This window comes from Streptococcus oralis (assembly GCF_022749195.1).
Lineage (GTDB): Bacteria > Bacillota > Bacilli > Lactobacillales > Streptococcaceae > Streptococcus > Streptococcus oralis_CI.
In genome coordinates this window covers 369,155-395,446 of sequence record NZ_CP094226.1, presented here as the reverse complement: position 1 = coordinate 395,446, position 26,292 = coordinate 369,155, and the positions used below count along the sequence as shown (strand labels likewise).

Below are 26,292 nucleotides of genomic sequence, written 5' to 3'. Positions count from 1 at the left end.
TGTACCTCATCGATTTCCTGATAAAATTTTAGCAAATAAAAGCGCTTTCTAAAATAGAAAAATGTCTCTAAAGTATGGTAAAATGTTAGGTAGGAGGTGGCCCATGCTCGTTTTTTCAGAATACCAGACTGGAACAATTGATCTTTCTCTTAGCTTCTACGGTTATGAAGAATGCACGCCTAACTATTCTTTTGGCCCAGCTATTCGTGACACATACGTTCTACATTACATTACTAAAGGAAAAGGTCAATTTCATTATAAGGGTAAAATTGTTGATTTAAAGACAGGAGATTTCTTTTTACTAAAACCAGATGAATTAACATTCTATCAAGCAGATAACCAGGATCCTTGGGCTTACTACTGGTTGGGGATCACTGGAGGGAGGGCACCTGACTACTTTGCTCTATCTCAAATTTCTAACCAATCTTACCTCATCCAGTCAAATAACTGTCATACACAGACAACTGCAAAACTCATCTCAGATATTGTCCGCTTTGCTCAGATTACAAAATCTAATGAATTGGCTCAACTCCACATCATGGGACAACTCCATGAACTAATGTTTCATCTAGGAACGATTGCTCCCAATCAGAAAAAAGAGAATATTTCATCAACCCACCAGCTCTATCTTGACTGCAAACGATTAATTGATAGTCACTATCCACAATCGCTCACCATTCAAGATTTAGCAAAAGAGCTATCGGTTCATAGAAGTTACTTAACTAGTGTGTTTAAAGAATTTCACCAACTCTCTCCAAAGGAATATTTACTTTTCGTTCGAATGAAGCGTGCGCAACAGTTACTAGAACACACCAATGAAACGATAAAAGTCATTGCGTATTCTGTGGGTTTTTCAGATCCACTACATTTCTCAAAAGCCTACAAGCAGTTTTTTCATAAAACACCTAGTCAAACTCGAAAAGAATACTCTCATTCCCTCTCAGCTAGAAAGGAAAATCAATGAAATCACACCAACTAGTCTACCAAATATTAGCTAGAGAAAACGATTATGTTAGCGGAGAAAAAATCGGAGAAGAACTGAATTTAAGCCGTACATCTATATGGAAAGCGATCCAACGTCTTCAACAAGATGGCCTAGAAATTGACAGTATCAAAAATAGAGGCTACAAGCTTATTCAAGGCGATTTGATATTGCCAGAATTGATTCAAGAGAACACCAACTTAACCATTCGCTACAAACCTGAGACCAAATCAACCCAAACAGATGCAAAAGAAGGGATTGAAGCTGGAAACCAAGGAAATACACTCTATCTTTCAACCTGTCAAACAGCAGGTCGTGGCCGCTTTCAGAGGCCCTACTATTCTCCATCTCAGGGAGGTATCTATATGTCCCTGCATATTCAACCAAACCTTCCCTATGAAAAACTCCCATCCTATACTCTTCTTGTGGCAGCTGCAGTCTGCAAAGCCATTAAAAATCTAACTATGATAGAAGTAGATATCAAATGGGTAAATGACATCTACTTCAAAAATAAAAAAATAGCAGGAATCCTCACCGAAGCGATGACATCAGTTGAGACAGGCTTGGTTACAGACGTCATTATCGGACTTGGTATAAATTTTTCTATAGCAGACTTCCCAGATGACCTAAAAGAAAAAGCAGGCAGCCTATTTATGCCACCTGCAGCAATTAGTCGTAATGAGCTCATCAGCGAAATATGGAATTGTTTCTACAATACGGATTCAGATGAACTACTTTATATCTATAAAGAAAGATCAATCGTTCTTGGAAAAGAAGTTACCTTCCAGCTAGATGGAAAATTGAAAAAAGGTCTTGCAAAAGAAATCTCAGAATCCGGCCAACTTCAAGTCGAACTTGAAGATAAACATACTATCTGGCTAAATAGCGGAGAAATATCACTAACAAGTTGGTAATAAACAAATCCCCCTTTTAACGATTTAGAAGGGGGATCAGCTTACAAAAAAAGAGCCCAGCAGCTCTTATCGTACGGAGAATGGGGGATTCGAACCCCCGCGCCGGTTACCCGACCTAACGATTTAGCAAACCGTCCTCTTCAGCCTCTTGAGTAATTCTCCTATTAATGGGCACGAGTGGACTCGAACCACCGACCTCACGCTTATCAGGCGTGCGCTCTAACCACCTGAGCTACGCGCCCAAGTTCAAAAACTTGGTATGAACTTTCGTTCAAAGCGGGTGACGAGAATCGAACTCGCGACAACAGCTTGGAAGGCTGTAGTTTTACCACTAAACTACACCCGCTTAATAAAATAAAATATGGCGCGAGACGGAATCGAACCGCCGACACATGGAGCTTCAATCCATTGCTCTACCAACTGAGCTACCGAGCCAAATTGCGGGAGCAGGATTTGAACCTACGACCTTCGGGTTATGAGCCCGACGAGCTACCGAGCTGCTCCATCCCGCGTTAATATAAAAAGGAGGATGTGGGATTCGAACCCACGCACGCTTTTACACGCCTGACGGTTTTCAAGACCGTTCCCTTCAGCCGGACTTGGGTAATCCTCCATTATTTACAATGGACCTTGTAGGACTTGAACCTACGACCACTCGGTTATGAGCCGAGAGCTCTAACCAGCTGAGCTAAAGGTCCAACAAGATCAATATAGCGGCGAAGGGGATCGAACCCCCGACCTCCCGGGTATGAACCGGACGCTCTAGCCAGCTGAGCTACACCGCCATGAATCGGGAAGACAGGATTCGAACCTGCGACACCTTGGTCCCAAACCAAGTACTCTACCAAGCTGAGCTACTTCCCGCGTTAAATAAAAAAATGCACCCTAGAGGAGTCGAACCTCTAACCGCCTGATTCGTAGTCAGGTACTCTATCCAGTTGAGCTAAGGGTGCTCATCATTATATGCCGAGGACCGGAATCGAACCGGTACGATCGTTACCAATCGCAGGATTTTAAGTCCTGTGCGTCTGCCAGTTCCGCCACCCCGGCCTCTCTAAGCGAACGACGGGATTCGAACCCGCGACCCCCACCTTGGCAAGGTGGTGTTCTACCACTGAACTACGTTCGCATCGACCTCTTATTCTATATAAAAAAATGCCGGCTACATGACTTGAACACGCGACCCTCTGATTACAAATCAGATGCTCTACCAACTGAGCTAAGCCGGCTGATTTCTATTATGCGGGTTAAGGGACTTGAACCCCCACGCCGTTAAGCGCCAGATCCTAAATCTGGTGCGTCTGCCAATTCCGCCAAACCCGCAAATATGACCCGTACTGGGCTCGAACCAGTGACCCATTGATTAAAAGTCAATTGCTCTACCAACTGAGCTAACGAGTCTAAAATAACTTCCGTTATCTTAAACGGTCCCGACGGGAATCGAACCCGCGATCTTCGCCGTGACAGGGCGACGTGATAACCGCTACACTACGGGACCTATGGGAGTTAACGGGATCGAACCGCTGACCCTCTGCTTGTAAGGCAGATGCTCTCCCAGCTGAGCTAAACTCCCTCAAGCTAAGCGACTTCCATATCTCACAGGGGGCAACCCCCAACTACTTCCGGCGTTCTAGGGCTTAACTGCTGTGTTCGGCATGGGTACAGGTGTATCTCCTAGGCTATCGTCACTTAACTCTGAGTAATACCTACTCAAAATTGAATATCTATCAAATACCAAGAAAACCTCACACTTCGTATTCTCAGTTACTTTGGATAAGTCCTCGAGCTATTAGTATTAGTCCGCTACATGTGTCGCCACACTTCCACTTCTAACCTATCTACCTGATCATCTCTCAGGGCTCTTACTGATATAAAATCATGGGAAATCTCATCTTGAGGTGGGTTTCACACTTAGATGCTTTCAGCGTTTATCCCTTCCCTACATAGCTACCCAGCGATGCCTTTGGCAAGACAACTGGTACACCAGCGGTAAGTCCACTCTGGTCCTCTCGTACTAGGAGCAGATCCTCTCAAATTTCCTACGCCCGCGACGGATAGGGACCGAACTGTCTCACGACGTTCTGAACCCAGCTCGCGTGCCGCTTTAATGGGCGAACAGCCCAACCCTTGGGACCGACTACAGCCCCAGGATGCGACGAGCCGACATCGAGGTGCCAAACCTCCCCGTCGATGTGAACTCTTGGGGGAGATAAGCCTGTTATCCCCAGGGTAGCTTTTATCCGTTGAGCGATGGCCCTTCCATACGGAACCACCGGATCACTAAGCCCGACTTTCGTCCCTGCTCGAGTTGTAGCTCTCGCAGTCAAGCTCCCTTATACCTTTACACTCTGCGAATGATTTCCAACCATTCTGAGGGAACCTTTGGGCGCCTCCGTTACCTTTTAGGAGGCGACCGCCCCAGTCAAACTGCCCGTCAGACACTGTCTCCGATAGGGATAACCTATCCGGGTTAGAGTGGCCATAACACAAGGGTAGTATCCCAACAACGTCTCCTTCGAAACTGGCGTCCCGATCTCATAGACTCCTACCTATCCTGTACATGTGGTACAGACACTCAATATCAAACTGCAGTAAAGCTCCATGGGGTCTTTCCGTCCTGTCGCGGGTAACCTGCATCTTCACAGGTACTAAAATTTCACCGAGTCTCTCGTTGAGACAGTGCCCAAATCATTACGCCTTTCGTGCGGGTCGGAACTTACCCGACAAGGAATTTCGCTACCTTAGGACCGTTATAGTTACGGCCGCCGTTTACTGGGGCTTCAATTCATACCTTCGCTTACGCTAAGCACTCCTCTTAACCTTCCAGCACCGGGCAGGCGTCACCCCCTATACATCATCTTACGATTTAGCAGAGAGCTGTGTTTTTGATAAACAGTTGCTTGGGCCTATTCACTGCGGCTGACGTAAAGTCAGCACCCCTTCTCCCGAAGTTACGGGGTCATTTTGCCGAGTTCCTTAACGAGAGTTCTCTCGCTCACCTGAGGCTACTCGCCTCGACTACCTGTGTCGGTTTGCGGTACGGGTAGAGTATGTTTAAACGCTAGAAGCTTTTCTTGGCAGTGTGACGTCACTAACTTCGCTACTAAACTTCGCTCCCCATCACAGCTCAATGTTATAGATATAAGCATTTGACTCATATCACACCTCACTGCTTAGACAGACACTTCCATTCGTCTGCTTTAGTTAGCCTACTGCGTCCCTCCATCACTACATACTCTAGTACAGGAATATCAACCTGTTGTCCATCGGATACACCTTTCGGTCTCTCCTTAGGTCCCGACTAACCCAGGGCGGACGAGCCTTCCCCTGGAAACCTTAGTCTTACGGTGGACAGGATTCTCACCTGTCTTTCGCTACTCATACCGGCATTCTCACTTCTATGCGTTCCAGCACTCCTCACGGTATACCTTCTTCACACATAGAACGCTCTCCTACCATACCTATAAAGGTATCCACAGCTTCGGTAAATTGTTTTAGCCCCGGTACATTTTCGGCGCAGGGTCACTCGACTAGTGAGCTATTACGCACTCTTTGAATGAATAGCTGCTTCTAAGCTAACATCCTAGTTGTCTGTGCAACCCCACATCCTTTTCCACTTAACAATTATTTTGGGACCTTAGCTGGTGGTCTGGGCTGTTTCCCTTTCGACTACGGATCTTAGCACTCGCAGTCTGACTGCCGACCATAATTCATTGGCATTCGGAGTTTATCTGAGATTGGTAATCCGGGATGGACCCCTCACCCAAACAGTGCTCTACCTCCAAGAATCTTTATGTCGACGCTAGCCCTAAAGCTATTTCGGAGAGAACCAGCTATCTCCAAGTTCGTTTGGAATTTCTCCGCTACCCACAAGTCATCCAAGCACTTTTCAACGTGCCCTGGTTCGGTCCTCCAGTGCGTCTTACCGCACCTTCAACCTGCTCATGGGTAGGTCACATGGTTTCGGGTCTACGACATGATACTAAAGCGCCCTATTCAGACTCGGTTTCCCTGCGGCTCCGTCTCTTCAACTTAACCTCGCATCATATCGTAACTCGCCGGTTCATTCTACAAAAGGCACGCTCTCACCCATTAACGGGCTCGAACTTGTTGTAGGCACACGGTTTCAGGTTCTATTTCACTCCCCTCCCGGGGTGCTTTTCACCTTTCCCTCACGGTACTGGTTCACTATCGGTCACTAGGGAGTATTTAGGGTTGGGAGATGGTCCTCCCAGATTCCGACGGGATTTCACGTGTCCCGCCGTACTCAGGATACTGCTAGGTACAAAGACTATTTTAAATACGAGGCTATTACTCTCTTTGGCTGATCTTCCCAAATCATTCTTCTATAATCTTTGAGTCCACATTGCAGTCCTACAACCCCGAAGAGTAAACTCTTCGGTTTGCCCTCCTGCCGTTTCGCTCGCCGCTACTAAGGCAATCGCTTTTGCTTTCTCTTCCTGCAGCTACTTAGATGTTTCAGTTCACTGCGTCTTCCTCCTCACATCCTTAACAGATGCGGGTAACAGGTAGTACCTGTTGGGTTCCCCCATTCGGAAATCCCTGGATCATCGCTTACTTACAGCTACCCAAGGCATATCGTCGTTTGTCACGTCCTTCTTCGGCTCCTAGTGCCAAGGCATCCACCGTGCGCCCTTATTAACTTAACCTTATTTTTTGACCTTTCAGTCATAAACTCTTTTAATACTACAGCGTTTCGGTTTATTTTCTTGTTACTATTTGATATAGATATTCAATTTTCAATGTGCATTACTTGGTGATCTCTCACCAATGGAGCCTAGCGGGATCGAACCGCTGACCTCCTGCGTGCAAAGCAGGCGCTCTCCCAGCTGAGCTAAGGCCCCACAAGACCTCTCAAGACTAAACAAGACCAATGTGCAGTTCCTTATCCTTAGAAAGGAGGTGATCCAGCCGCACCTTCCGATACGGCTACCTTGTTACGACTTCACCCCAATCATCTATCCCACCTTAGGCGGCTGGCTCCTAAAAGGTTACCTCACCGACTTCGGGTGTTACAAACTCTCGTGGTGTGACGGGCGGTGTGTACAAGGCCCGGGAACGTATTCACCGCGGCGTGCTGATCCGCGATTACTAGCGATTCCGACTTCATGTAGGCGAGTTGCAGCCTACAATCCGAACTGAGACTGGCTTTAAGAGATTAGCTTGCCGTCACCGGCTTGCGACTCGTTGTACCAGCCATTGTAGCACGTGTGTAGCCCAGGTCATAAGGGGCATGATGATTTGACGTCATCCCCACCTTCCTCCGGTTTATTACCGGCAGTCTCGCTAGAGTGCCCAACTGAATGATGGCAACTAACAATAGGGGTTGCGCTCGTTGCGGGACTTAACCCAACATCTCACGACACGAGCTGACGACAACCATGCACCACCTGTCACCTCTGTCCCGAAGGAAAACTCTATCTCTAGAGCGGTCAGAGGGATGTCAAGACCTGGTAAGGTTCTTCGCGTTGCTTCGAATTAAACCACATGCTCCACCGCTTGTGCGGGCCCCCGTCAATTCCTTTGAGTTTCAACCTTGCGGTCGTACTCCCCAGGCGGAGTGCTTAATGCGTTAGCTGCGGCACTAAACCCCGGAAAGGGTCTAACACCTAGCACTCATCGTTTACGGCGTGGACTACCAGGGTATCTAATCCTGTTTGCTCCCCACGCTTTCGAGCCTCAGCGTCAGTTACAAGCCAGAGAGCCGCTTTCGCCACCGGTGTTCCTCCATATATCTACGCATTTCACCGCTACACATGGAATTCCACTCTCCCCTCTTGCACTCAAGTTAAACAGTTTCCAAAGCGTACTATGGTTAAGCCACAGCCTTTAACTTCAGACTTATCTAACCGCCTGCGCTCGCTTTACGCCCAATAAATCCGGACAACGCTCGGGACCTACGTATTACCGCGGCTGCTGGCACGTAGTTAGCCGTCCCTTTCTGGTAAGATACCGTCACAGTGTGAACTTTCCACTCTCACACTCGTTCTTCTCTTACAACAGAGCTTTACGATCCGAAAACCTTCTTCACTCACGCGGCGTTGCTCGGTCAGACTTCCGTCCATTGCCGAAGATTCCCTACTGCTGCCTCCCGTAGGAGTCTGGGCCGTGTCTCAGTCCCAGTGTGGCCGATCACCCTCTCAGGTCGGCTATGTATCGTTGCCTTGGTGAGCCGTTACCTCACCAACTAGCTAATACAACGCAGGTCCATCTGGTAGTGATGCAATTGCACCTTTTAAGTATATGTCATGCAACATCTACTCTTATGCGGTATTAGCTATCGTTTCCAATAGTTATCCCCCGCTACCAGGCAGGTTACCTACGCGTTACTCACCCGTTCGCAACTCATCCAGAGAAGCAAGCTCCTCCTTCAGCGTTCTACTTGCATGTATTAGGCACGCCGCCAGCGTTCGTCCTGAGCCAGGATCAAACTCTCATTAAAAGTTTGAGTTCTCACTCATTTCTGTCACTGACAGATTTATTGTTTTTTTCATTGTTCAGTACTATAACCTCAGTTATAGTGCCCTGCACATTGGTTCGTCTTGTTCAGTTTTCAAAGGTCTTTGTCACTCATTCTCTCTCAAGCGACAACTATATTAGTATATCACAGCCATCTGTCTCTGTCAACAGATTTTTTAAACTTTTTTCCAAGTTTTTTTACCACAATATACCCATAGTCCGTACGGGATTCGAACCCGTGTTACCGCCGTGAAAAGGCGGTGTCTTAACCCCTTGACCAACGGACCTTGAGCTTTTCAACTCTTTCTATTATACCTACTTTTCCGCCTTTGTCAAGAACTTTTTTCAGTGAATTTGATTTTTCTTTTCTTCACTAACTTAACCACTGCTTCTGTTCGTGCAGTGTGGGGAAACATATCGACCGACTGGATATACTGGAGGTCATAGACTTTTACTAGTTTAACCAAATCTCGTGCCAAGGTCGAAACATTGCAAGATACATAGACCATTTTTTCTGGAACATAGGTCAGAATGGTATCCAGTAGCTTATCATCTAAACCTGTACGTGGAGGGTCAACTATCAAGGCATCTGCTCGGTAGCCTTCTTTATACCAGCGTGGAATAATCTCTTCTGCTGTTCCCGCTTCGTAATGGGTATTGTCAAATCCCATTTTTTTAGCATTTCGCTTGGCATCTTCAATGGCTTCTGGAATAATATCCATTCCTCTGAGACTCTTGACCTTATTTGCGAAGGCAAATCCGATCGTCCCAACACCGCAATATGCATCGATTAGATGATCCTCTTTGCTGACATCCAGAGCTTTAACTGCTTCACTATAGAGAATTTCTGTCTGCTCAGGATTAAGCTGATAAAAAGCTCGGGGCGAGAGAGAAAACTCATAGTCCAGTACTCCTTCTTGAATACTCTCTTGGCCCCAGATAATTTCCGTCTTTTCACCATAGATTTCACTTGTCTTTGCTGTATTTGTATTGACAGCAACCGTGACAACTTCTGGAAAATCATTGACTAGGTCTTTAACCAGTTGATTTAAATTAATCTGGCGATTTGTGACAATGATAATCTGAACTTGTCCTGTTTTTCTTGCTCGACGTACCATAATGGTGCGAACACCGAGCATTTTTCTCTCATCTGTAATTGGAATTTGGTGGTAAGTAAGAAGTTCAGCTAGACGATTCGCAATCACTTGGGTTTCCTTATCTTGCACCAAGCAGTCTTTCAACTCTACGAGATAATGAGAGTTTTGCGCATACAAACCAGCCTTGACCTGATTTTTAAATTTCCGAGTCTGAAATTGAAGCTTAGCACGGTAGTACTTTGGTTCCTGCATTCCGATAGTTGAACGGATTTCATAGTTTTCATATCCTGCAGGAGCAAATTTTTTCAGGGCTTGGTGGAGCAAATCCGTCTTGAACTCTAACTGTTTATCATAGTGGAGGTGCATGATTTGGCAACCACCACATTCATTATAAATCGTACAAGCTGGCACGACCCGAAATTTCGACTTCTTATTAACCTTTAGTAATTTGGCTTCAACAAAGTTACGTTTAACAGAAGTAATCTGACAATAGATGTCTTCTCCTTTGAGGGCGCCTGGTACAAAAACGAGGGTTTTCTGGTAAAAACCGATTCCCTCACCATTGATGCCCATCCGCTTAATTTTTAAAGGTATTTTTTGTTTGACTTTCAGATTCATACCCCTATCTTATCACATTTTAGGGTATAATAGAACTATGAAAATCACAAAACTTGAAAAGAAAAAACGTCTCTACTTGATGGAGTTAGATGGACAGCAAAACTCTTTTATCACGGAAGATACCATTGTCCGTTTTATGCTGTCTCGAGATAAGGTCATTAGTAAAGAGGAACTTACCGAGATTCAGGACTTTGCCCAGTTCTCTTATGGTAAAAATCTCGCCCTCTACCATCTATCATTTAAAGCTCGAACCGAAAAGGAAGTGCGAGAGTACCTGAAAAAGTATGATATTGAAGAAAAAATCATTAGTCAAGTTATCGCTAATCTTAAAGAAGATGACTGGATAAATGATCGTCAGTATGTCTACTCTATTATCAAAGCAAATCAACTCTCTGGAGATAAGGGACCCTATGTGCTAGCTCAAAAACTGTCTCAAAAAGGGATTGTCAAATCAACTATTGAAGATGTTTTAAAGGATTTTGATTTTTCAGAGGTTGCTCAACGTGTGGCGGAGAAACTGCTAAAAAAATACACGGGAAAGCTTCCCGCTCGTGCCTTGCAGGATAAGATTATTCAAAACTTGACCAACAAAGGCTTCTCCTATTCTGATGCTAAGAATGCCTTTGACGACTTGGATAGTCAAGTTAATCAAGAAACGACTCAAGAACTCATTTTCAAAGAGCTAGACAAACAATATGCTAAGTATGCTCGAAAGTATGAAGGTTACGAACTAAAGCAACGTTTAACTCAAGTTTTAGCTAGAAAAGGCTATGATTTTTCGGATATAGCAAGCGCTCTCAGAGAATATCTTTAACATTTTCAGGTAAAATTCAAAAAAATTAGACCAATTTATGATATAATAGTAGACGATAAACTTATAAATTGTAGAAAGTTGGTTAGTTATGAAACTTCCAAAAGAAGGCGACTTTATTACAATTCAAAGTTATAAGCATGATGGGAGTCTTCACCGTACTTGGCGAGACACCATGGTACTAAAAACAACAGAGAACGCTATTATCGGCGTCAACGACCACACACTTGTTACCGAAAGTGACGGTCGTCGTTGGGTGACTCGAGAACCGGCTATTGTTTACTTTCACAAAAAATATTGGTTTAATATCATTGCCATGATTCGCGATAATGGGATTTCCTACTATTGCAATATGGCCAGCCCCTACTATCTAGATGAGGAAGCCCTGAAATACATTGATTACGATTTGGATGTCAAGGTCTTCACTGATGGTGAAAAACGTCTCTTGGACGTTGAAGAGTATGAGCGCCATAAACGCAAAATGAAGTATTCTGATGATTTAGACTATATTTTGAAAGAGCATGTTAAAATCCTTGTTGATTGGATCAACAATGGACGCGGTCCTTTCTCAGAGGCCTATGTCAACATTTGGTACAAACGCTACATAGAACTAAAGAATCGGTAAAGTTGTCAAACTGGGGTGAAAGCCCTGGTTTTTTTATTTGAAAAAACCAGCTTTTCACCTGGATTGGTTTCTATATATCTAATTTAGTGACGGTAAACTTGATATGGGAATAGTCTTTTTCAACATCCTTATCCAACAAGAAAGCCGTGGCATCCTTCTTAACCTGAACCAGGTCAATATTCTGGGCTTGAGCTGCATAGACGCATCCACAATAACATTGACGATAGATATCATACTCCTCGCACATCTCCACCGAACGCTTGTAGCCTTGATTTTTCTTGAAATCACTTGGGAGATAGTGGGTGGTATAAATCTTTTGCACATCAATTCCGATGCTGTTGATGGTTTGAGAATTCTTATGAGGACTGATGGTCAAGGCTGAACCAAAGTAGTCAAAGCCCAAGTCCATAGCTACCTGTGCTGTTTTGTCCAAACGGTAGTCAAAACAAACCTTGCAACGGTCACCACCTTCGGGTTCTTCTTCTAGTCCTCTAACTAGCTTCCGGTATTCATTGGGTTCGTAGGGAGCTTCAAGGTACTGAACCCTATTACCTGTTCGCTCATTGAAATCACTGACAAATTTCTTGGTGACGTAAGCCCGCTTGTGGTATTCTGCCTTGGGATGGATGTTAGAATTGGCAAAATAGATGGTCACATCCGCGTATTTGGTCAAGTATTCTAGGGTGTAAGTACTACAAGGAGCACAGCAAACATGCATGAGAATAGTCGGACGTTGCTCATTTTTTTCCCAAACCTGAACCATTTTCTGCATGACACGGTCATAATTAATCTTCTGATTGGGATTCATCTTGCTCAGAATTTCTTCTACATCAATCATGTTCTTCTCCTTTTTCTAGTCTTATTTTATCATATAAGTTAGGAGAGCTCAAATCAATTTTAGAAGAGAAAACCTTAAAAGGAGGGATGCATGTTCCCTCCTTTTGTGTTTTTTATAAGTTACTTTTACATCATCCCGCCCATCATGCTTGGATCCATTGCTGGAGCTGGGGCTACTGGTTCTGGTTTATTGGCTACGACTGCTTCTGTTGTTAAAATCAAGCTAGCTACTGAGGCTGCATTTTGAAGGGCTGAACGGCTCACTTTCACTGGGTCAATGATTCCTTCTTCAATCATGTTGACCCATTCGCCAGTTGCTGCGTTGAAGCCTGTACCAACTTCAGCATTTTTCAAGCGGTCAATAACGATAGACCCTTCAAATCCTGCATTGTGGGCGATTTGACGAACAGGTTCTTCCAAGGCGCGGAGAACAATATTACGTCCTGTCGCTTCATCTCCTGTCAATTCCAAATCAGCTACGGCTGGAATGACATTGGCAAGAGCAGTTCCACCACCTGCAACGATTCCTTCTTCAACGGCTGCACGAGTAGCGTTGAGGGCATCTTCAATGCGGAGTTTCATTTCTTTCAACTCAGTTTCAGTTGCAGCTCCGACCTTGATAACTGCGACACCACCTGACAATTTTGCCAAGCGTTCTTGCAATTTTTCGCGGTCAAATTCAGATGTTGTAGTTTCAATTTGAGACTTGATAACTGCAACACGGTGAGAAATAGCTTCAGGATTTCCAGCACCTTCTACGATAACAGTGCTATCTTTGTCCACAGTTACTCTAGCAGCTTGACCAAGCGCCTCAATAGTAGCGTCTTTCAACTCAAGACCAAGATCTTCTGTGATGACTGTTCCGCCTGTCAAGATGGCGATGTCTTCTAACATAGCCTTACGACGGTCACCAAAGCCAGGGGCCTTAACTGCTACTACGTTGAAGGTTCCACGAATCTTGTTCAATACAAGAGTCGGAAGAGCTTCACCATCCACATCATCTGCAATAATCAAGAGAGGACGGTTGCTTTGAAGAATGCTTTCTAGGAGTGGCAAGATTTCCTGGATATTTGAAATTTTCTTGTCGGTAATCAAAATGTATGGATTTTCAAGGTCCGCCACCATTTTTTCGCTATCTGTCACCATGTACTGTGATAGATAACCGCGGTCAAACTGCATTCCTTCCACGACTTCAAGCTCTGTTTCCATACCACGTGATTCTTCAATAGTGATGACACCATCTTTACCAACTTTTTCCATGGCTTCAGAGATGTATTCGCCGACTTTTTCAGAGCGAGAGGATACGGCAGCCACTTGTGCGATTGCTTCCTTGCTTGATACTGGAATTGCATTGTTCTTCAAGGCTTCCACAGCAGTTGCAACCGCTGCTTCAATCCCTCGGCGGATACCGATTGGGTTTGCGCCAGCCGTAACATTTTTGATTCCTTCACGAACAATAGCTTGGGTCAAGACAGTTGCAGTAGTTGTCCCGTCACCCGCAATATCATTGGTTTTAGAAGCTACTTCTGACACCAATTTGGCACCCATATTTTCAAAATGGTCTTCTAGTTCGATTTCTTTAGCAATTGTTACACCATCATTGGTAATCAATGGTGAACCGAATGACTTTTCAAGAACAACGTTACGACCTTTTGGTCCCAAGGTTACTTTAACAGTATCTGCAAGGATATCGACACCACGGACCATAGCTGAACGAGCATCAGATGAAAATTTAATTTCTTTTGACATACTTACTTTCTCCTTCTATTCTTCAATGATTGCCAAGATGTTGGCTTCGCCTACGATAATGTACTTTTCATCGCCATCTTTGACATCAATACCTGCATGAGCTTCAACTAAGACACGGTCTCCAGGCTTAACGCTTGGAGCAACCAAGTCACCATTCAAGGTACGAACACCTTGTCCAGTAGCTACAACTTGGGCTGTTTTTGTTTTTTCTTGGGCTGAGCCCGCAAGGACAAAGCCTCCAACAGTTTGTTCTTTTTCTTCGATTTTCAAGACCACACGGTCTCCTAATGGTTTCAACATCTGTTTTCCTCCATGATAAACTACATATTATTAGCACTCTTTATATATGAGTGCTAATTCATAGTTCTATTGTATCACTTGGTCAGAAATAGTCAAGAAAAAAGTCTGACTTTCTCAATATAAAAAAGCCTGAGACCAACTCAGACTTTTCAATGCTTAAAATGGCAATTCCTCCTCTTCCAAGACCAAATCTGCCAAATCCTGTCCTGCGTTATTTTCACGCATAGCACGTTGGGCGCGACTTTCCAAAAGTTGGAATCCTGTGGCAAGGACTTCAGTCACATAGTTCATCTGGCCATTTTTCTCAAAGCGACGGGTACGAAGTTCTCCATCCACAGAGATAAGACTACCTTTAGTTGCGTAGCTTGCCAAGGTTTCAGCCAATTTCCCCCAAAGAACCAAATTGACAAAATCAGCTTCACGTTCACCGTTTTGGTCTTTGTAACGACGATTCACAGCGATAGTTGCTCGCGCTACTGACTTGTCATTGTTGGTTTTGTGCAATTCTGGTGTAGACGTTAAGCGCCCGATCATGATAACTTTATTATACATATTTTCTTCCTCCTACTTATCTATTCGCAAGGAATCAAAAAAAAGTTACAGAAATTTGTAACTTTTTGAGGAGATTCTTTATTTTTTATGGACCATGAAACCTGTCGCCTGTTGATTGGCCATAATGGTCATATCTGTAATCTGCACACGACGAGGCTGACTGGTCACATAGACCACTGTATCTGAGATGTCTTGTGCCTGCAAGGCCTCAATTCCTTGATAGACGGTCGCAGCTCGCTCTTTGTCACCATGAAAACGAATTGTAGAGAAATCTGTTTCGACAATTCCTGGCTGAATGGTGGTCACCTTGATATCTGTCGCAATGGTATCAATTCGCAGTCCATCTGAAAAAGTCTTGACTGCAGCCTTGGTGGCTGAGTAAACAGCTGCCCCAGCATAGGCATAGATTCCTGCGGTTGACCCCATATTGATAATATGACCCTGATTGGCTTTTACCATTGCAGGCAAGAAACAGCGAGTAACTGCCATCAAACCCTTGACGTTGGTATCCAACATGGTCAGCATATCCAATTCTTTATAGTCTTGATAGGGAGCCAAGCCAAGAGCTAGTCCCGCATTATTGACCAAGATATCAATCTGCCCTATCGTTTCCAAAATATCGGAGCAGACAGTCTTGACCATAGTCATATCCGTCACATCCAGTGGAAAGGTCCAAACTGATTGATTTGGAAAAGTTTCTGCAAACTCTGACTTGAGGGCCTCTAGTCTGTCTGTCCGTCGCCCTGTTAGAACGACATTCTCCCCCTGTTCCAGATAAGCACGCGCAATCGCTTCACCGATTCCTGAGGTTGCTCCTGTAATCACAACATTTTTTGCCATCTTATTTCCTTCTATCTGGTGTATCAGATACTGACAACTTCCTAGGCATTCCAGTGTTTAGCTGGGTCGAATGGAGTTCCGACAACTTGGTCTTCTGATAATTCAATAACCCCACGTTTTTGCGGAGCATTTGGCAAGGCAAGTTCACGAGGACTGCACATCATGCCAAAACTCTTTTCACCACGAAGTTCACCTGGGAAAATGAGGTTACCTTTTGGCATCATCGCTCCAGGAAGAGCTACAATTGTTTTTAATCCCACACGAGCATTAGGTGCTCCTGCAACGATTTGCACTGTCTTGTCACTTGCGACTGCCACTTGGCAGATGTTGAGGTGGTCACTATCTGGGTGAGCGACCATCTCGACAATTTCACCGACAACAAACTTAGGTTCCTTGTCATTGACAATTTCTTCTACAAAGCCTTCCGCCTGCAACTCTTGGTTCAAACGAGCGACTTGCTCATCTGTCAAAAAGACTTGACCACGCTCTTCAATTTCAAAGAAACTTGAAACTTCGAAAATATTCCAAGCTACTGTTTCCCCATTTTCTTTGAGGAAAACACGGGCTACCTTGCCTTTGCGCTCCACGTCTAGTTTGGCATCTCCGCTATTTTTCACGATGACCATAAGTACATCACCAACATGTTCTTTGTTATATGTAAAAATCATTCTTTCCATTTTCTCCTATTTCAGTCCTGCTAAAAAGTCGTTAATTTCTTCCTTGCTTTTACGGTCGCGATTGACAAAACGGCCGATTTCCTTGTCCTTTTCTAGCACAACAAGGCTAGGAATGCCGTACACATCCCAGAGTTTGGCCAGATCTAGATACTGGTCTCGGTCCACTCGAATAAATGTGAACTCTGGATTGGTCTCCTCAATCTCTGGCAAGGATGGATAGATATAACGACAATCGCCACACCAGTCTGCCACAAAAAGGAAAACCTTCTTGCCATCTTGCTCGACAAAACCTGCAAGCTCTTCTATACTATTTGGAGTAATCATAAGACTTCCTCCTCATAGACCAGGTCTTCATTTTCATAGACAAAGGTATAATGACGGCCATCCTCGAAAATGACTCCTCCGACAAGTCGCTCTAGGCTACTTTCGTAGACTTGAACATAGAGAGTCGCAATCTCACCCATATCTGAGAAAAGTTCGCGCACGATAGCGGTCAACTCTTCTTGAGTCTTCATGAGTTTGTGGTTATCTGCTGCTTTTTTAGCCCCCAAAGCAAGGACACTTAGACCAGCCACAGTCAAGCCAGTCATCCATAATTTCTTAGCTTTCATACCATTCATTGTAACACAAAAAGGGCTCTAGGACAAATGAGGAAGTAGCAGAAAAGCAAGTAAAAAACCTCTTCCCTCGGTGAGGAAAGAAGACTTCTGATTCTTATTGCCAAGCGCCTGAGTTAGCAAGACTTTCCTGAATCGATTAAAAACCTCTGAGATTGTTCTCAAAGGTTCTGATTTTGCTAATTGCTGTTCTCAACTGCTGCAGTAACAAAGGCAGTGTAGAGTTCCTCTGGACGGTTTGGGCGGCTGGAAAGTTCAGGGTGATACTGACAAGCCACAAAGAATTTATTCTCAGGAATTTCCACAATTTCGACCAAACGATTGTCTGGAGAAACACCTGAGAAGACAAAACCTGCTGCCTCAAACTGTTCACGAAAGGCATTGTTAAACTCATAACGGTGACGGTGACGGCGTTGCACTACTTCTTGATTGTGATAAGCAGCCGCTGCTTTAGAACCACGTTTTAACTTAGACGGATAAAGTCCCAAACGAAGGGTGCCACCCATATCCTCAACATCAACCTGATCACGCATGATATCAATGATAGGATATTTTGTTTCTGGTGCAAGTTCTGCAGAATTGGCTCCTTCAAGCCCTAAAACGTGACGAGCAAACTCGATACAAGTCAACTGCATTCCCAAGCAGACTCCCAACATTGGAACATCATTTTCACGCGCATAGCGAATGGCTTGGATTTTCCCTTCCGTACCACGTTGACCGAAACCGCCTGGTACGATGATCCCGTCCGCATCCGACAAGAGCTCTGCTACATTCTCTGCCGTCACATCATTGGCATTGATCCAATTAATCTTCACTTCTGCGTCGTTGGCATAACCAGAGTGTTTCAAGGCTTCAACTACAGAGATGTAAGCATCTTGCAACTCCACATACTTACCGACGAGGGAAATCTTAACTTGTTTTTTCAGGTTCATGACCTTGTCTACCATAGCTGACCATTCTGTCATATCCGCTGCTGGTGCATCTAGTTTCAAATGGTCACAGACAATTTGGTCCATACCTTGTGCCTGTAAATTCAATGGAATTTGGTAAAGATGTTCAACATCCAATGATTCGATGACAGCTTCTGGTGCTACGTCACAGAACTGAGCTAGTTTATTTTTAATTCCTTGACCAGCTGGTTTTTCTGTACGAATGACCAACATATTTGGCTGGATTCCCAAACCACGCAATTCTTTTACTGAATGCTGAGTCGGCTTGGTCTTCATCTCACCAGCAGCCTTTAGATAAGGAAGCAAGGTTGTGTGGATATACATAACATTATCTGCACCCACATCTGCCTTCATCTGACGAAGGGCCTCTAGAAATGGCAAGGACTCGATATCTCCAACGGTTCCACCAACCTCTGTGATAATGACATCAGAGTCGGTCGTTAGAGCGGCACGCTTGATTTTTTCCTTCAAAGCATCTGTGATATGAGGAATAACTTGAACAGTTGCCCCAAGGTATTCTCCACGGCGTTCCTTACGAAGAACTTCACTGTAAATTTTACCAGTTGTCACGTTGGAATATTTGTTAAGATTGATATCGATGAAACGTTCATAGTGACCCAAGTCCAAATCTGTCTCAGCTCCGTCATCCGTCACAAAAACTTCCCCGTGCTGGTAAGGACTCATAGTTCCCGGATCGATATTGATATAAGGGTCAAACTTTTGAATGGTTACTTTAAGACCACGATTTTTCAAGAGACGGCCCAGACTTGCTGCCACAATCCCTTTCCCAATAGACGATACCACACCACCAGTTACAAAAATATATTTCGTAGACATAGATTCCTCTTTCTAAAATGCTCAAGGTCTTGTTAACTACGAGGGGAGATAGAAAACAAGACCCTTATGAATCACGACATTTCAAGAAAAACTTCCTGAAAAAACAAAAATAGCTCCCTAGTAACTAGGGAGCCCCGACCTCTAAAAGAGGTGCCCGAACAATATGATACCTCAAAGCAGAACATTTGTCAACCCGAATCGGTAAAAGATGAAAAAAGGAGATTGTTTTCAGAAAACCAACTAAAGATCCACATCCAAACGGATGACCTGCTCTAGCAACAAAAAAAGGAGATCAGGCGATCTCCTCTGTGAAGTCTTTTACTCTTCTTCACTCGTTTCAGTATCATCGTCAGAAAACTCATCGTCTTCTTCGTTAAGATCCACGTCTTCACCCAAGTCATCAGGAGCGATTTCGTTGATTTCTGCATCGTAAGCTTCCACTTCATTTTTCTCATCATCTGGATTTTCATCATCATATGAAAGAGCTGGATCTGCTTCGTATGCATCTTCGTCTTCTGGATCATCTGCGTTGTAGTCAATGGCATCTGAGTCGCCATCCATAAAGGCATTGACGCGTTTTTTCTTAGCTTTTGGTGCTACTTCATCGTCGTCACTTTCTTCAAGAGCGATGATTTCTTCGTCGATTTCGTCCACACCATACCATGAACGAAGCCCCCATTTGTTGTCTCCAAGAGAGATGAAGCTACCGTCAAAGTTCAACTCTGTGTAGAACAAAGGCAAAGCTTCGCGGATATCGCTGTTTGATGTTCCAAGGTAGTTTTGAATTTCGTTTACAAGATCGCTAAAATGCATCTCATGATCGCGACCACGAAGTTCCAAGATAGCACGCGCTACCTCAATCATAGATAGTTCACTTTTTTCTTGCCCAGCAAATACTTCTAATTCCAAAGCGTTTCTCCTCAATTTTACTACTATCGCCAGAGCGAACAGACTCTGACCTCATTTTATCATGTACTCTTTATTGTACGATAATTTTGCAGAATAGTCAAAGGTTAAATGGGAGAAAGTGGCAGAACCTTTTATTTCTTTGCTACCCAGCCGATGGGAGCGATGGAGGGAGGTACGGGCATGAATTGACTGAATTTTCATGTGGTAAGCTACTTTCTAAAATATATTAAAAAGGAAATTCTATATTAAACTGTATTAAAAACAACCATATTTCATAGGAATTAGCAATCTTAAAACAAGTACAATTAATAAGCTTATTAATAATAAGTTATACATGTTTCGATACAATGGTTTCTTGATAAATTTGTTAAATTCTTCCTTAGAAATAAACATTTGATTCACATAAAGATCTTCTAAACATTGATATTGTTTTCTAATATTTTTAATATCCAGATTAAACATTATCATGATGATTAACAAAGCCATTATCAAAAGTAATAACAATACATTAGTTTTTTCTGAAGTTGAACAAACAATTCTTCCAAATAGACTTTGACCATCGCTCTTTTTTATAAAATCAAAAATAATCAAAGAAAAAGCCGTTAGCCAACCAAATAATTTCGTATTTAAACTTGAACTAGATTCACTAATCATAGTCGAAATTTTTATAAAGTCATCTTTTAAATTATTTTGAAGTTCAAAATAATGGTCTGTTTTTCCACTAACAATTCTATTAAAAATAGATTCTGCTTGATTTTTAATTAAGTCCAATTCATCAAGTCTTTTTTGTTTTATAATTAAACTTCGAACAATCTGCAGCTTTACTTTATAAGCTTCACTATATTCTTGCTCATTAACAATCCATTCATAAATTTCTAATAATCCATCACTTTTTAATAATTCATCAATTTCTAATAATCCATCGGTTAAATTTTGTTTTCCAAATTCAGTTATAAAGACACAAGAATCTAAATCTCTTTCAAAGGTAAATTCAAGTCTATTTTGTTGTCTCTTTGTTCGATTAGCTAAAAGCAATAACACATATATGTTTATAAGGTGGCGCACCCGATCACTTTTAGAACTATAGTCTCCTTCAGATAAAAGTTTTAAAGAAATTTTTAATTTTTCATATTCTACACCATTAATGGTATTAAAACTAATAATTTTAAAGTAGTTTTTAGCATCAGATTCTGTGACTACTTTAAATTCGCTAATTGCTGAATCAAAACATTGTATATTATCGTAATTTTTAATACATAATTTATCAAAAATTTGTTGTAAATTATGACTTGGTATATTTATAAACTCTTCTTCAAAAATCCAAGTATTCTCTTTATTAAAGATATAGTATCCATCATTCTTTTCGACACCAATCTGATTTGATTTTAAAATTTGTTGTAAAGGAGTATTTAAATCTATAATCGCAGCAGTATTTTGCCATTTTCTTACTACACTATTAGTCATTCGTCTATACCAAGATTTTGTAAAACTTGAGAGCGATACCTCTCCTGAATATCCAACTCTAACTTACCTGTATTTCTATTATATTCTACTTCCTGCCTATCCTTCATCTCAATAATGTTATCCGTATAAATACTTGTTATATCAGATATTTGTAAAGATTTTTTGAAATGTTTAATAATTATTTTCTTAGATATATCAAATTCTGAATCTAAATTCAATGACTTTTTAGAAAAAATCTCACTTTCATCATTTGTATCTAGTAAATCATTTTGGACCAACTTATTAGTTAATACAACCTTATCAAAAGAGAGATTTTCAAAAATATACTCTAATGATAGCTCTTTAATTTCTTCATAGTTATTTTTATTTATAACTTTTTCGGAAAATAATAAGTTATTTTTAACAAGAGTAATTAATGCATCAGTATTAGCATCACTATCTCTACAAAGTTTCAAATCTAAAAACTTATTATACCAAAATTTTGCAGCTGTATTACTTTTATCTATGATGGTCACATCTTTAAAATCATTATTAAAGATACAAATCTTGTAGTAACTATTATCTAAACCTAAATCTTGTCTAATAGCAAATGTCTCGGGATCGATTGCATTCGTCGATTCTAGCTTTATCAACTTAATACGACTACCAATTTGCTCAATAAACAAAATACCTGTTCTAATCGTTTTATTTCTTTTCCCATCCTCATTCGTTTCTGCTGACAATAATTTATCAGCGAATTTTTTAAAATCAAAATTATCTTTAGATCTATGATTTTTAAATTCAAACAATACGGAAGCATTGTTTTGTTTTTCTGGAGGTAAAATACACTTTACAGACAGATGAGATCTTTGATCACCTATCAAAAATTTAAATAATTCTTGGATATTACTTTCTTGTTTTTCATCAAGTATCCGCTCTTCTACAATTTCATTAATAGAATATGCTTTTATAGTCATACAAAAACCTCATTATTAGTGTTGTTTTAATTATACCAAAAACCCCAGCAAATTGCCGAGGTTTATAGTTTATTTCACCAACTTCTTCATCTCATCAATACGTGCGACGGTCGCGTCGTATTTAGCTTGGTAGTCGGCTTGTTTGTCGCGTTCTTTTTGGACGACTTCTGGTTTGGCATTGGCTACGAAGCGTTCGTTAGAGAGCTTCTTGCCGACCATGTCCAGTTCTTTTTGCCATTTAGCGAGTTCCTTGTCGAGACGAGCCAGTTCTTCTTCGACATTGAGGAGGTCAGCCAGTGGCAAGTAGATTTCTGCTCCTGTGATGACGCTTGACATTGCGAGTTCAGGTGCAGGAATGGTTGATGCGATTTCCAAGTGTTCTGGATTTGTGAAGCGTTTGATGTAGTTGACATTGCTGTTAAAGAAGGCTTCCAAGTCGTTATCGCTTGTCTTAACTAGGATAGTGATAGGCTTGCTTGGGGCTACGTTTACTTCCGCACGCGCATTCCGAACGGCACGAATCAAGTCTTTGAGGCTTTCGACACCTGTGTGAGCCGCAAGGTCTTCAAAGGCTGGGTTGACAGTTGGGTATTCCGCTGTAACGATCGAACCTTCTGAGATTTGTCCAAAGATTTCCTCTGTCACGAATGGCATGATTGGGTGAAGGAGACGAAGGATCTTGTCCAAAGTATAAAGGAGAACAGAACGTGTGATGACTTTCTCTTCTTCGTTATCGCTATAAAGGACTTCCTTAGTCAACTCAACATACCAGTCCGCAAACTCATCCCAGATGAAGTTGTAGAGGATGTGGCCAGCTACACCAAACTCAAACTTGTCAAAGTTTTCAGTGACTTTGCCGATCGTTTCATTGAGGTTGTGGAGAATCCAGCGGTCTGTAACATTTCCAGCTTCCTTGTTGGCAACTTTTTCCACATTGGCAGTTGCTTGCTCAAGGGTCAAGCCTTCATTGTTCATGAGGATGTAGCGAGAGATGTTCCAAATCTTGTTAATGAAGTTCCATGAAGCATCCATTTTCTCATAAGAGAAGCGCACGTCTTGACCTGGTGCAGAACCGTTTGAAAGGAACCAACGAAGGGCATCGGCACCGTATTTCTCGATGACATCCATCGGGTCAATCCCGTTACCGAGTGACTTAGACATCTTGCGTCCTTGCTCGTCACGAATGAGACCGTGGATCAGAACGTTTTGGAACGGTTGACGGCCAGTGAATTCCAAGGATTGGAAGATCATACGAGACACCCAGAAGAAGATAATGTCGTAACCTGTTACCAAGGTTGAAGTTGGGAAGTAACGTTTGAAGTCTTCTGAGTCGACATCAGGCCAGCCCATGGTTGAGAATGGCCAAAGGGCAGAACTGAACCAAGTATCCAAGACATCTTCGTCCTGAGTCCATCCGTCACCTTCTGGTGCTTCTTCACCGACGTACATTTCACCCTCAGCATTGTACCAAGCAGGGATTTGGTGACCCCACCAGAGCTGACGAGAGATTACCCAGTCGTGAACATTTTCCATCCATTGGAGGAAGGTATCGTTGAAACGAGGCGGGTAAAATTCTACCTTGTCATCTGTGTCTTGGTTGGCAATGGCATTCTTAGCCAATTGGTCCATCTTGACGAACCATTGTGTAGACAAGCGTGGCTCAACCACAACACCTGTACGCTCTGAGTGACCAACACTGTGGATACGTTTTTCGATTTTAACGAGGGCACCGATTTCTTCCAACTTAGCAACGACTGCCTTACGAGCTTCAAAACGGTCCATGCCAGCAAATTCGAAGGCCAAGTCGTTCATGGTTCCGTCGTCGTTCATGACGTTCACTTGCGGAAGATTATGGCGTTGACCAACCAAGAAGTCGTTTGGATCGTGGGCAGGAGTGATTTTCACGACACCAGTACCAAACTCAGGGTCTGCGTGTTCGTCCCCAACGATTGGAATCAATTTATTAGCGATAGGAAGGATGACATTTTTACCGATCAGGTCCTTGTAGCGTGGGTCTTCTGGATTGACCGCAACCGCAACGTCCCCAAACATGGTCTCAGGACGAGTTGTCGCAACTTCAAGGGCGCGTGAACCGTCTTCTAGCATGTAGTTCATGTGGTAGAAGGCACCTTCCACATCCTTGTGGATGACCTCGATATCAGAAAGGGCTGTACGGGCTGCTGGGTCCCAGTTGATGATAAACTCACCACGGTAGATCCATCCTTTTTTGTAAAGGTCCACAAAGACCTTGCGAACGGCTTTTGACAAACCTTCATCAAGAGTGAAACGCTCACGAGAGTAGTCTACAGAGAGCCCCATCTTGCCCCATTGTTCCTTGATAGTAGTGGCATATTCGTCTTTCCATTCCCAGACTTTATCGAGGAATTTTTCACGACCGAGATCATAACGGCTAATACCCTCACCACGCAAGCGCTCCTCAACCTTAGCCTGAGTGGCAATCCCCGCGTGGTCCATCCCTGGAAGCCAAAGCGTATCAAAACCTTGCATGCGTTTTTGACGGATGATGATATCCTGTAAAGTCGTGTCCCAAGCGTGACCAAGGTGGAGTTTCCCAGTTACATTTGGTGGTGGAATAACGATAGAATAAGGCTTAGCCTTTTGATCGCCTGAAGGCTTGAAAACATCAGCGTCAAGCCATTTTTGGTAACGACCAGCCTCAACCTCGGCTGGATTGTATTTAGGTGAAAGTTGTTTAGACATGTGTTTGTCCTTTCTCTATTGTATTCATTTTATTTTGAATCTGCTTGGCAACTTCTTCTGCAGACAGATTCGTATTATTTATTTTAAGGTAGTGGTACAACTCGTTCGGTTGATGTTGGGAATTTAATTGAAGTGTTTCAGCAGTCTCCAAAATTTCTCTTTCAGATACCTCAATATGTCGTTTTAAGGGTTTATGCTTTAATCGATTCTCCGTTCGATTTCGATGTAAGCGCTCCTCAAGACTTGTTTCCAACTCCACAAACAGAACCTCTTGATGATAGTCATCCAACAAATCCTGAATTTGCTTCAAATACAGTAGCTGGTACTGATTTGAAAAATCAATTACGTCTGTTAAAATCACAGATCGCTGATTCCTAGCACTTGCTCCAAGGAAAGAAAAGGTAATTCCACGAACAAATTCCCACATTTCCTCTGTATAGTCCTGATAGATTTCTAGTGCAAAATCGATGGCTTGATGGTTATAAAAGAGGGTAGCATTTGTCTTTCGAGATAACTCTTGGCCAATCGTCATTTTCCCAGAAGCCGGAGCCCCAATGATGAAAATGTGCATCAAACCACCTCCCACTCACTCCTCAGTAATCCATATATCAAACTGTCACAGCGATTCCCTTGGGCATCTTTGCGGTCTCTTATGCGAGCTTCAAGGGTAAATCCAAGCTTCTCTGCGACTCGTTGACTTTGGATATTGTAGCCAAAGCAAGACAATTCTATCTTATGAAGACCTAGTTCTCTAAAAGCTAAATCAATCAAGGTACTCGCAGCTTCTGGAACATAGCCTAAACCCCAATAGTCTGGATGTAAGATATAGCCAATCTCCAAGACATCATCCTCGTGACGGCGAGGGAAATCAACAGAGCCGATGACCTTATCAGTCCCTTTGACCACAATGCCGTAGCCAGCTGGTAGATTTTCCCTTTGATTTCGCTCAGGAAGGATATACTCCAGGTAATAAATCTCATCTTCCAAGGTCTTGATGGGTGGAAAGCCTGCTGGATAGGCAACTTCTGGCAGACTAGCATAGGCATGGATATCTTCAGCATCCGCCACGGTGCGGACTCGTAAGACTAGACGCTCCGTTTCTAATCGTTCTGGTAATTGTGCTTGCTCCATCTTCAGCCCTCACTTTCCATAAAAAATGCCCCTGCCATCTACATGACAGGGACGAATGTGTTTATCCGCGGTACCACCCAATTTCGGGCAGAGCCCGCAACTTTCGTCTTATTGTTTCTCCTTTATGACGTCGTTAGCTCGCATTGGCGTACTTGAGTACAGCCTGCAACTCGCTGCCTAGTCCTAAACGGAATCAAAAAGACTATTCTAATATTTCAATTTTTC

20 protein-coding genes, 19 tRNA genes and 3 rRNA genes are annotated in these 26,292 nt (G+C 42.9%); 4 read left to right on the top strand and 38 right to left on the bottom strand.

The features are described 5' to 3' along the window. Positions 1 to 103: 103 nt before the first annotated feature. On the top strand, positions 104 to 964 hold the full coding sequence (locus MP387_RS01970; protein WP_242747273.1) for an AraC family transcriptional regulator: 861 nt from the start codon (positions 104 to 106) through the stop codon (positions 962 to 964). Next, on the top strand, positions 961 to 1,896 hold the full coding sequence (gene birA, locus MP387_RS01965; protein ID WP_242747271.1) for a bifunctional biotin--[acetyl-CoA-carboxylase] ligase/biotin operon repressor BirA: 936 nt from the start codon (positions 961 to 963) through the stop codon (positions 1,894 to 1,896). Before MP387_RS01970 ends, birA begins: the two co-directional genes overlap by 4 nt. Positions 1,897 to 1,970: 74 nt before the next feature. On the opposite strand, the gene MP387_RS01960 is transcribed toward birA, so the two are convergent. From MP387_RS01960 to rlmD, 23 genes are all read right to left on the bottom strand, one after another. Beyond that, positions 1,971 to 2,058, bottom strand: a tRNA-Ser gene (locus tag MP387_RS01960). Positions 2,059 to 2,064: 6 nt separating this feature from the next. Beyond that, a tRNA-Ile gene (locus MP387_RS01955) sits at positions 2,065 to 2,138 on the bottom strand. 33 nt (positions 2,139 to 2,171) lie between these two features. Further along, positions 2,172 to 2,242 (bottom strand) — tRNA-Gly (locus tag MP387_RS01950). 16 nt (positions 2,243 to 2,258) lie between these two features. Continuing rightward, positions 2,259 to 2,331: transfer RNA gene (locus MP387_RS01945), tRNA-Phe, on the bottom strand. A 3-nt stretch (positions 2,332 to 2,334) separates the two neighbouring features. Then, positions 2,335 to 2,408, bottom strand: a tRNA-Met gene (locus MP387_RS01940). Positions 2,409 to 2,419: 11 nt separating this feature from the next. Then, positions 2,420 to 2,509: transfer RNA gene (locus MP387_RS01935), tRNA-Ser, on the bottom strand. Positions 2,510 to 2,520: 11 nt separating this feature from the next. Continuing rightward, positions 2,521 to 2,594: transfer RNA gene (locus MP387_RS01930), tRNA-Ile, on the bottom strand. A 13-nt stretch (positions 2,595 to 2,607) separates the two neighbouring features. Next, positions 2,608 to 2,681, bottom strand: a tRNA-Met gene (locus tag MP387_RS01925). A 5-nt stretch (positions 2,682 to 2,686) separates the two neighbouring features. After that, positions 2,687 to 2,760, bottom strand: a tRNA-Pro gene (locus MP387_RS01920). A 15-nt stretch (positions 2,761 to 2,775) separates the two neighbouring features. Then, positions 2,776 to 2,849: transfer RNA gene (locus tag MP387_RS01915), tRNA-Arg, on the bottom strand. A gap of 11 nt (positions 2,850 to 2,860) precedes the next feature. Continuing rightward, positions 2,861 to 2,946: transfer RNA gene (locus MP387_RS01910), tRNA-Leu, on the bottom strand. A gap of 7 nt (positions 2,947 to 2,953) precedes the next feature. Further along, a tRNA-Gly gene (locus tag MP387_RS01905) sits at positions 2,954 to 3,025 on the bottom strand. Positions 3,026 to 3,052: 27 nt separating this feature from the next. After that, positions 3,053 to 3,125, bottom strand: a tRNA-Thr gene (locus tag MP387_RS01900). A 12-nt stretch (positions 3,126 to 3,137) separates the two neighbouring features. Then, positions 3,138 to 3,219 (bottom strand) — tRNA-Leu (locus MP387_RS01895). A gap of 5 nt (positions 3,220 to 3,224) precedes the next feature. After that, positions 3,225 to 3,297, bottom strand: a tRNA-Lys gene (locus MP387_RS01890). A 24-nt stretch (positions 3,298 to 3,321) separates the two neighbouring features. Further along, positions 3,322 to 3,394 (bottom strand) — tRNA-Asp (locus MP387_RS01885). 2 nt (positions 3,395 to 3,396) lie between these two features. Further along, positions 3,397 to 3,469, bottom strand: a tRNA-Val gene (locus MP387_RS01880). A 4-nt stretch (positions 3,470 to 3,473) separates the two neighbouring features. After that, positions 3,474 to 3,589 (bottom strand): 5S ribosomal RNA (gene rrf / locus MP387_RS01875). Positions 3,590 to 3,665: 76 nt separating this feature from the next. Beyond that, positions 3,666 to 6,566, bottom strand: a 23S ribosomal RNA gene (locus MP387_RS01870). Positions 6,567 to 6,688: 122 nt separating this feature from the next. Next, positions 6,689 to 6,761 (bottom strand) — tRNA-Ala (locus MP387_RS01865). 51 nt (positions 6,762 to 6,812) lie between these two features. Beyond that, a 16S ribosomal RNA gene (locus MP387_RS01860) occupies positions 6,813 to 8,359 on the bottom strand. The 16S, 23S and 5S rRNA genes sit together here with 19 tRNA genes alongside, the layout of an rRNA operon. A 232-nt stretch (positions 8,360 to 8,591) precedes the next feature. Further along, positions 8,592 to 8,663: transfer RNA gene (locus MP387_RS01855), tRNA-Glu, on the bottom strand. A gap of 45 nt (positions 8,664 to 8,708) precedes the next feature. Next, the gene (gene rlmD / locus MP387_RS01850; RefSeq protein WP_242747268.1) at positions 8,709 to 10,091 is read right to left on the bottom strand and encodes a 23S rRNA (uracil(1939)-C(5))-methyltransferase RlmD; all 1,383 of its coding nucleotides are present in this window, start codon (positions 10,089 to 10,091) and stop codon (positions 8,709 to 8,711) included. A gap of 37 nt (positions 10,092 to 10,128) precedes the next feature. Here rlmD and recX point away from each other — a divergent pair, with 37 nt between their 5' ends. After that, positions 10,129 to 10,905, top strand: a complete 777-nt coding sequence (recX, locus tag MP387_RS01845; protein WP_242747261.1) for a recombination regulator RecX — start codon at positions 10,129 to 10,131, stop codon at positions 10,903 to 10,905. An 88-nt stretch (positions 10,906 to 10,993) separates the two neighbouring features. Then, a complete protein-coding gene (gene ntdP, locus MP387_RS01840) occupies positions 10,994 to 11,527 on the top strand; it encodes a nucleoside tri-diphosphate phosphatase (protein WP_000775318.1) in 534 nt (177 codons plus the stop codon). Positions 11,528 to 11,597: 70 nt separating this feature from the next. Here the strand turns inward: ntdP and MP387_RS01835 are convergent, their stop codons facing one another. The 15 genes from MP387_RS01835 to MP387_RS01765 form a co-directional block, all read right to left on the bottom strand. Further along, positions 11,598 to 12,365 (bottom strand): epoxyqueuosine reductase QueH, encoded by a 768-nt coding sequence (locus MP387_RS01835; RefSeq protein WP_242747259.1) that lies wholly within the window; start codon positions 12,363 to 12,365, stop codon positions 11,598 to 11,600. 125 nt (positions 12,366 to 12,490) lie between these two features. Then, complete coding sequence (gene groL / locus MP387_RS01830) at positions 12,491 to 14,113, bottom strand: chaperonin GroEL (RefSeq protein WP_242747257.1); 1,623 nt, start codon at positions 14,111 to 14,113, stop codon at positions 12,491 to 12,493. A gap of 15 nt (positions 14,114 to 14,128) precedes the next feature. Continuing rightward, complete coding sequence (groES, locus tag MP387_RS01825; RefSeq protein ID WP_000917326.1) at positions 14,129 to 14,413, bottom strand: co-chaperone GroES; 285 nt, start codon at positions 14,411 to 14,413, stop codon at positions 14,129 to 14,131. Between the two features lie 156 nt (positions 14,414 to 14,569). After that, entirely contained in the window at positions 14,570 to 14,965 is a 396-nt protein-coding gene (locus tag MP387_RS01820) for a single-stranded DNA-binding protein (RefSeq protein ID WP_000282459.1), read from the bottom strand. 78 nt (positions 14,966 to 15,043) lie between these two features. Beyond that, complete coding sequence (locus MP387_RS01815; protein ID WP_242747255.1) at positions 15,044 to 15,805, bottom strand: SDR family NAD(P)-dependent oxidoreductase; 762 nt, start codon at positions 15,803 to 15,805, stop codon at positions 15,044 to 15,046. 41 nt (positions 15,806 to 15,846) lie between these two features. Beyond that, positions 15,847 to 16,473 (bottom strand): YtpR family tRNA-binding protein, encoded by a 627-nt coding sequence (gene ytpR / locus MP387_RS01810; RefSeq protein ID WP_242747253.1) that lies wholly within the window; start codon positions 16,471 to 16,473, stop codon positions 15,847 to 15,849. A gap of 15 nt (positions 16,474 to 16,488) precedes the next feature. Then, positions 16,489 to 16,806, bottom strand: a complete 318-nt coding sequence (locus tag MP387_RS01805; protein ID WP_049505072.1) for a thioredoxin family protein — start codon at positions 16,804 to 16,806, stop codon at positions 16,489 to 16,491. After that, positions 16,803 to 17,102: a DUF4651 domain-containing protein gene (locus tag MP387_RS01800; RefSeq protein ID WP_242747251.1), complete on the bottom strand. Its 300-nt coding sequence runs from the start codon at positions 17,100 to 17,102 to the stop codon at positions 16,803 to 16,805. The genes MP387_RS01805 and MP387_RS01800 overlap by 4 nt, the downstream gene beginning before the upstream one ends. A gap of 176 nt (positions 17,103 to 17,278) precedes the next feature. Continuing rightward, on the bottom strand, positions 17,279 to 18,886 hold the full coding sequence (locus tag MP387_RS01795; protein ID WP_084877510.1) for a CTP synthase: 1,608 nt from the start codon (positions 18,884 to 18,886) through the stop codon (positions 17,279 to 17,281). A gap of 318 nt (positions 18,887 to 19,204) precedes the next feature. Then, positions 19,205 to 19,795 (bottom strand): DNA-directed RNA polymerase subunit delta, encoded by a 591-nt coding sequence (rpoE, locus tag MP387_RS01790; RefSeq protein WP_000418417.1) that lies wholly within the window; start codon positions 19,793 to 19,795, stop codon positions 19,205 to 19,207. Positions 19,796 to 20,050: 255 nt separating this feature from the next. Further along, positions 20,051 to 21,259, bottom strand: a complete 1,209-nt coding sequence (locus MP387_RS01785; protein WP_242747249.1) for a hypothetical protein — start codon at positions 21,257 to 21,259, stop codon at positions 20,051 to 20,053. Continuing rightward, positions 21,256 to 22,215 (bottom strand): hypothetical protein, encoded by a 960-nt coding sequence (locus MP387_RS01780; protein ID WP_242747247.1) that lies wholly within the window; start codon positions 22,213 to 22,215, stop codon positions 21,256 to 21,258. The genes MP387_RS01785 and MP387_RS01780 overlap by 4 nt, the downstream gene beginning before the upstream one ends. A 69-nt stretch (positions 22,216 to 22,284) precedes the next feature. Next, positions 22,285 to 24,936: a valine--tRNA ligase gene (locus MP387_RS01775; protein WP_242747245.1), complete on the bottom strand. Its 2,652-nt coding sequence runs from the start codon at positions 24,934 to 24,936 to the stop codon at positions 22,285 to 22,287. Further along, the gene (locus MP387_RS01770; RefSeq protein WP_242747237.1) at positions 24,929 to 25,507 is read right to left on the bottom strand and encodes an AAA family ATPase; all 579 of its coding nucleotides are present in this window, start codon (positions 25,505 to 25,507) and stop codon (positions 24,929 to 24,931) included. Before MP387_RS01770 ends, MP387_RS01775 begins: the two co-directional genes overlap by 8 nt. Next, positions 25,507 to 26,067, bottom strand: coding sequence for a GNAT family N-acetyltransferase (locus tag MP387_RS01765; RefSeq protein ID WP_242747234.1), 561 nt, complete (start codon positions 26,065 to 26,067; stop codon positions 25,507 to 25,509). The genes MP387_RS01770 and MP387_RS01765 overlap by 1 nt, the downstream gene beginning before the upstream one ends. Positions 26,068 to 26,292: the final 225 nt, after the last annotated feature.

Excerpts from the sequence above, each read along its gene's own strand:
- MP387_RS01785 (WP_242747249.1), bottom strand. The coding sequence starts at position 21,259 with ATGACTAATAGTGTAGTAAGAAAATGGCAAAATACTGCTGCGATTATA.
- MP387_RS01815 (WP_242747255.1), bottom strand. The coding sequence starts at position 15,805 with ATGGCAAAAAATGTTGTGATTACAGGAGCAACCTCAGGAATCGGTGAA.
- birA (WP_242747271.1), top strand. The coding sequence starts at position 961 with ATGAAATCACACCAACTAGTCTACCAAATATTAGCTAGAGAAAACGAT.
- ytpR (WP_242747253.1), bottom strand. The coding sequence starts at position 16,473 with ATGATTTTTACATATAACAAAGAACATGTTGGTGATGTACTTATGGTC.
- MP387_RS01820 (WP_000282459.1), bottom strand. The coding sequence starts at position 14,965 with ATGTATAATAAAGTTATCATGATCGGGCGCTTAACGTCTACACCAGAA.
- MP387_RS01795 (WP_084877510.1), bottom strand. The coding sequence starts at position 18,886 with ATGTCTACGAAATATATTTTTGTAACTGGTGGTGTGGTATCGTCTATT.
- MP387_RS01970 (WP_242747273.1), top strand. The coding sequence starts at position 104 with ATGCTCGTTTTTTCAGAATACCAGACTGGAACAATTGATCTTTCTCTT.
- groES (WP_000917326.1), bottom strand. The coding sequence starts at position 14,413 with ATGTTGAAACCATTAGGAGACCGTGTGGTCTTGAAAATCGAAGAAAAA.
- ntdP (WP_000775318.1), top strand. The coding sequence starts at position 10,994 with ATGAAACTTCCAAAAGAAGGCGACTTTATTACAATTCAAAGTTATAAG.
- MP387_RS01775 (WP_242747245.1), bottom strand. The coding sequence starts at position 24,936 with ATGTCTAAACAACTTTCACCTAAATACAATCCAGCCGAGGTTGAGGCT.
- MP387_RS01765 (WP_242747234.1), bottom strand. The coding sequence starts at position 26,067 with ATGGAGCAAGCACAATTACCAGAACGATTAGAAACGGAGCGTCTAGTC.
- MP387_RS01770 (WP_242747237.1), bottom strand. The coding sequence starts at position 25,507 with ATGCACATTTTCATCATTGGGGCTCCGGCTTCTGGGAAAATGACGATT.
- groL (WP_242747257.1), bottom strand. The coding sequence starts at position 14,113 with ATGTCAAAAGAAATTAAATTTTCATCTGATGCTCGTTCAGCTATGGTC.
- MP387_RS01800 (WP_242747251.1), bottom strand. The coding sequence starts at position 17,102 with ATGAATGGTATGAAAGCTAAGAAATTATGGATGACTGGCTTGACTGTG.
- MP387_RS01805 (WP_049505072.1), bottom strand. The coding sequence starts at position 16,806 with ATGATTACTCCAAATAGTATAGAAGAGCTTGCAGGTTTTGTCGAGCAA.
- rlmD (WP_242747268.1), bottom strand. The coding sequence starts at position 10,091 with ATGAATCTGAAAGTCAAACAAAAAATACCTTTAAAAATTAAGCGGATG.
- recX (WP_242747261.1), top strand. The coding sequence starts at position 10,129 with ATGAAAATCACAAAACTTGAAAAGAAAAAACGTCTCTACTTGATGGAG.
- MP387_RS01835 (WP_242747259.1), bottom strand. The coding sequence starts at position 12,365 with ATGATTGATGTAGAAGAAATTCTGAGCAAGATGAATCCCAATCAGAAG.
- MP387_RS01780 (WP_242747247.1), bottom strand. The coding sequence starts at position 22,215 with ATGACTATAAAAGCATATTCTATTAATGAAATTGTAGAAGAGCGGATA.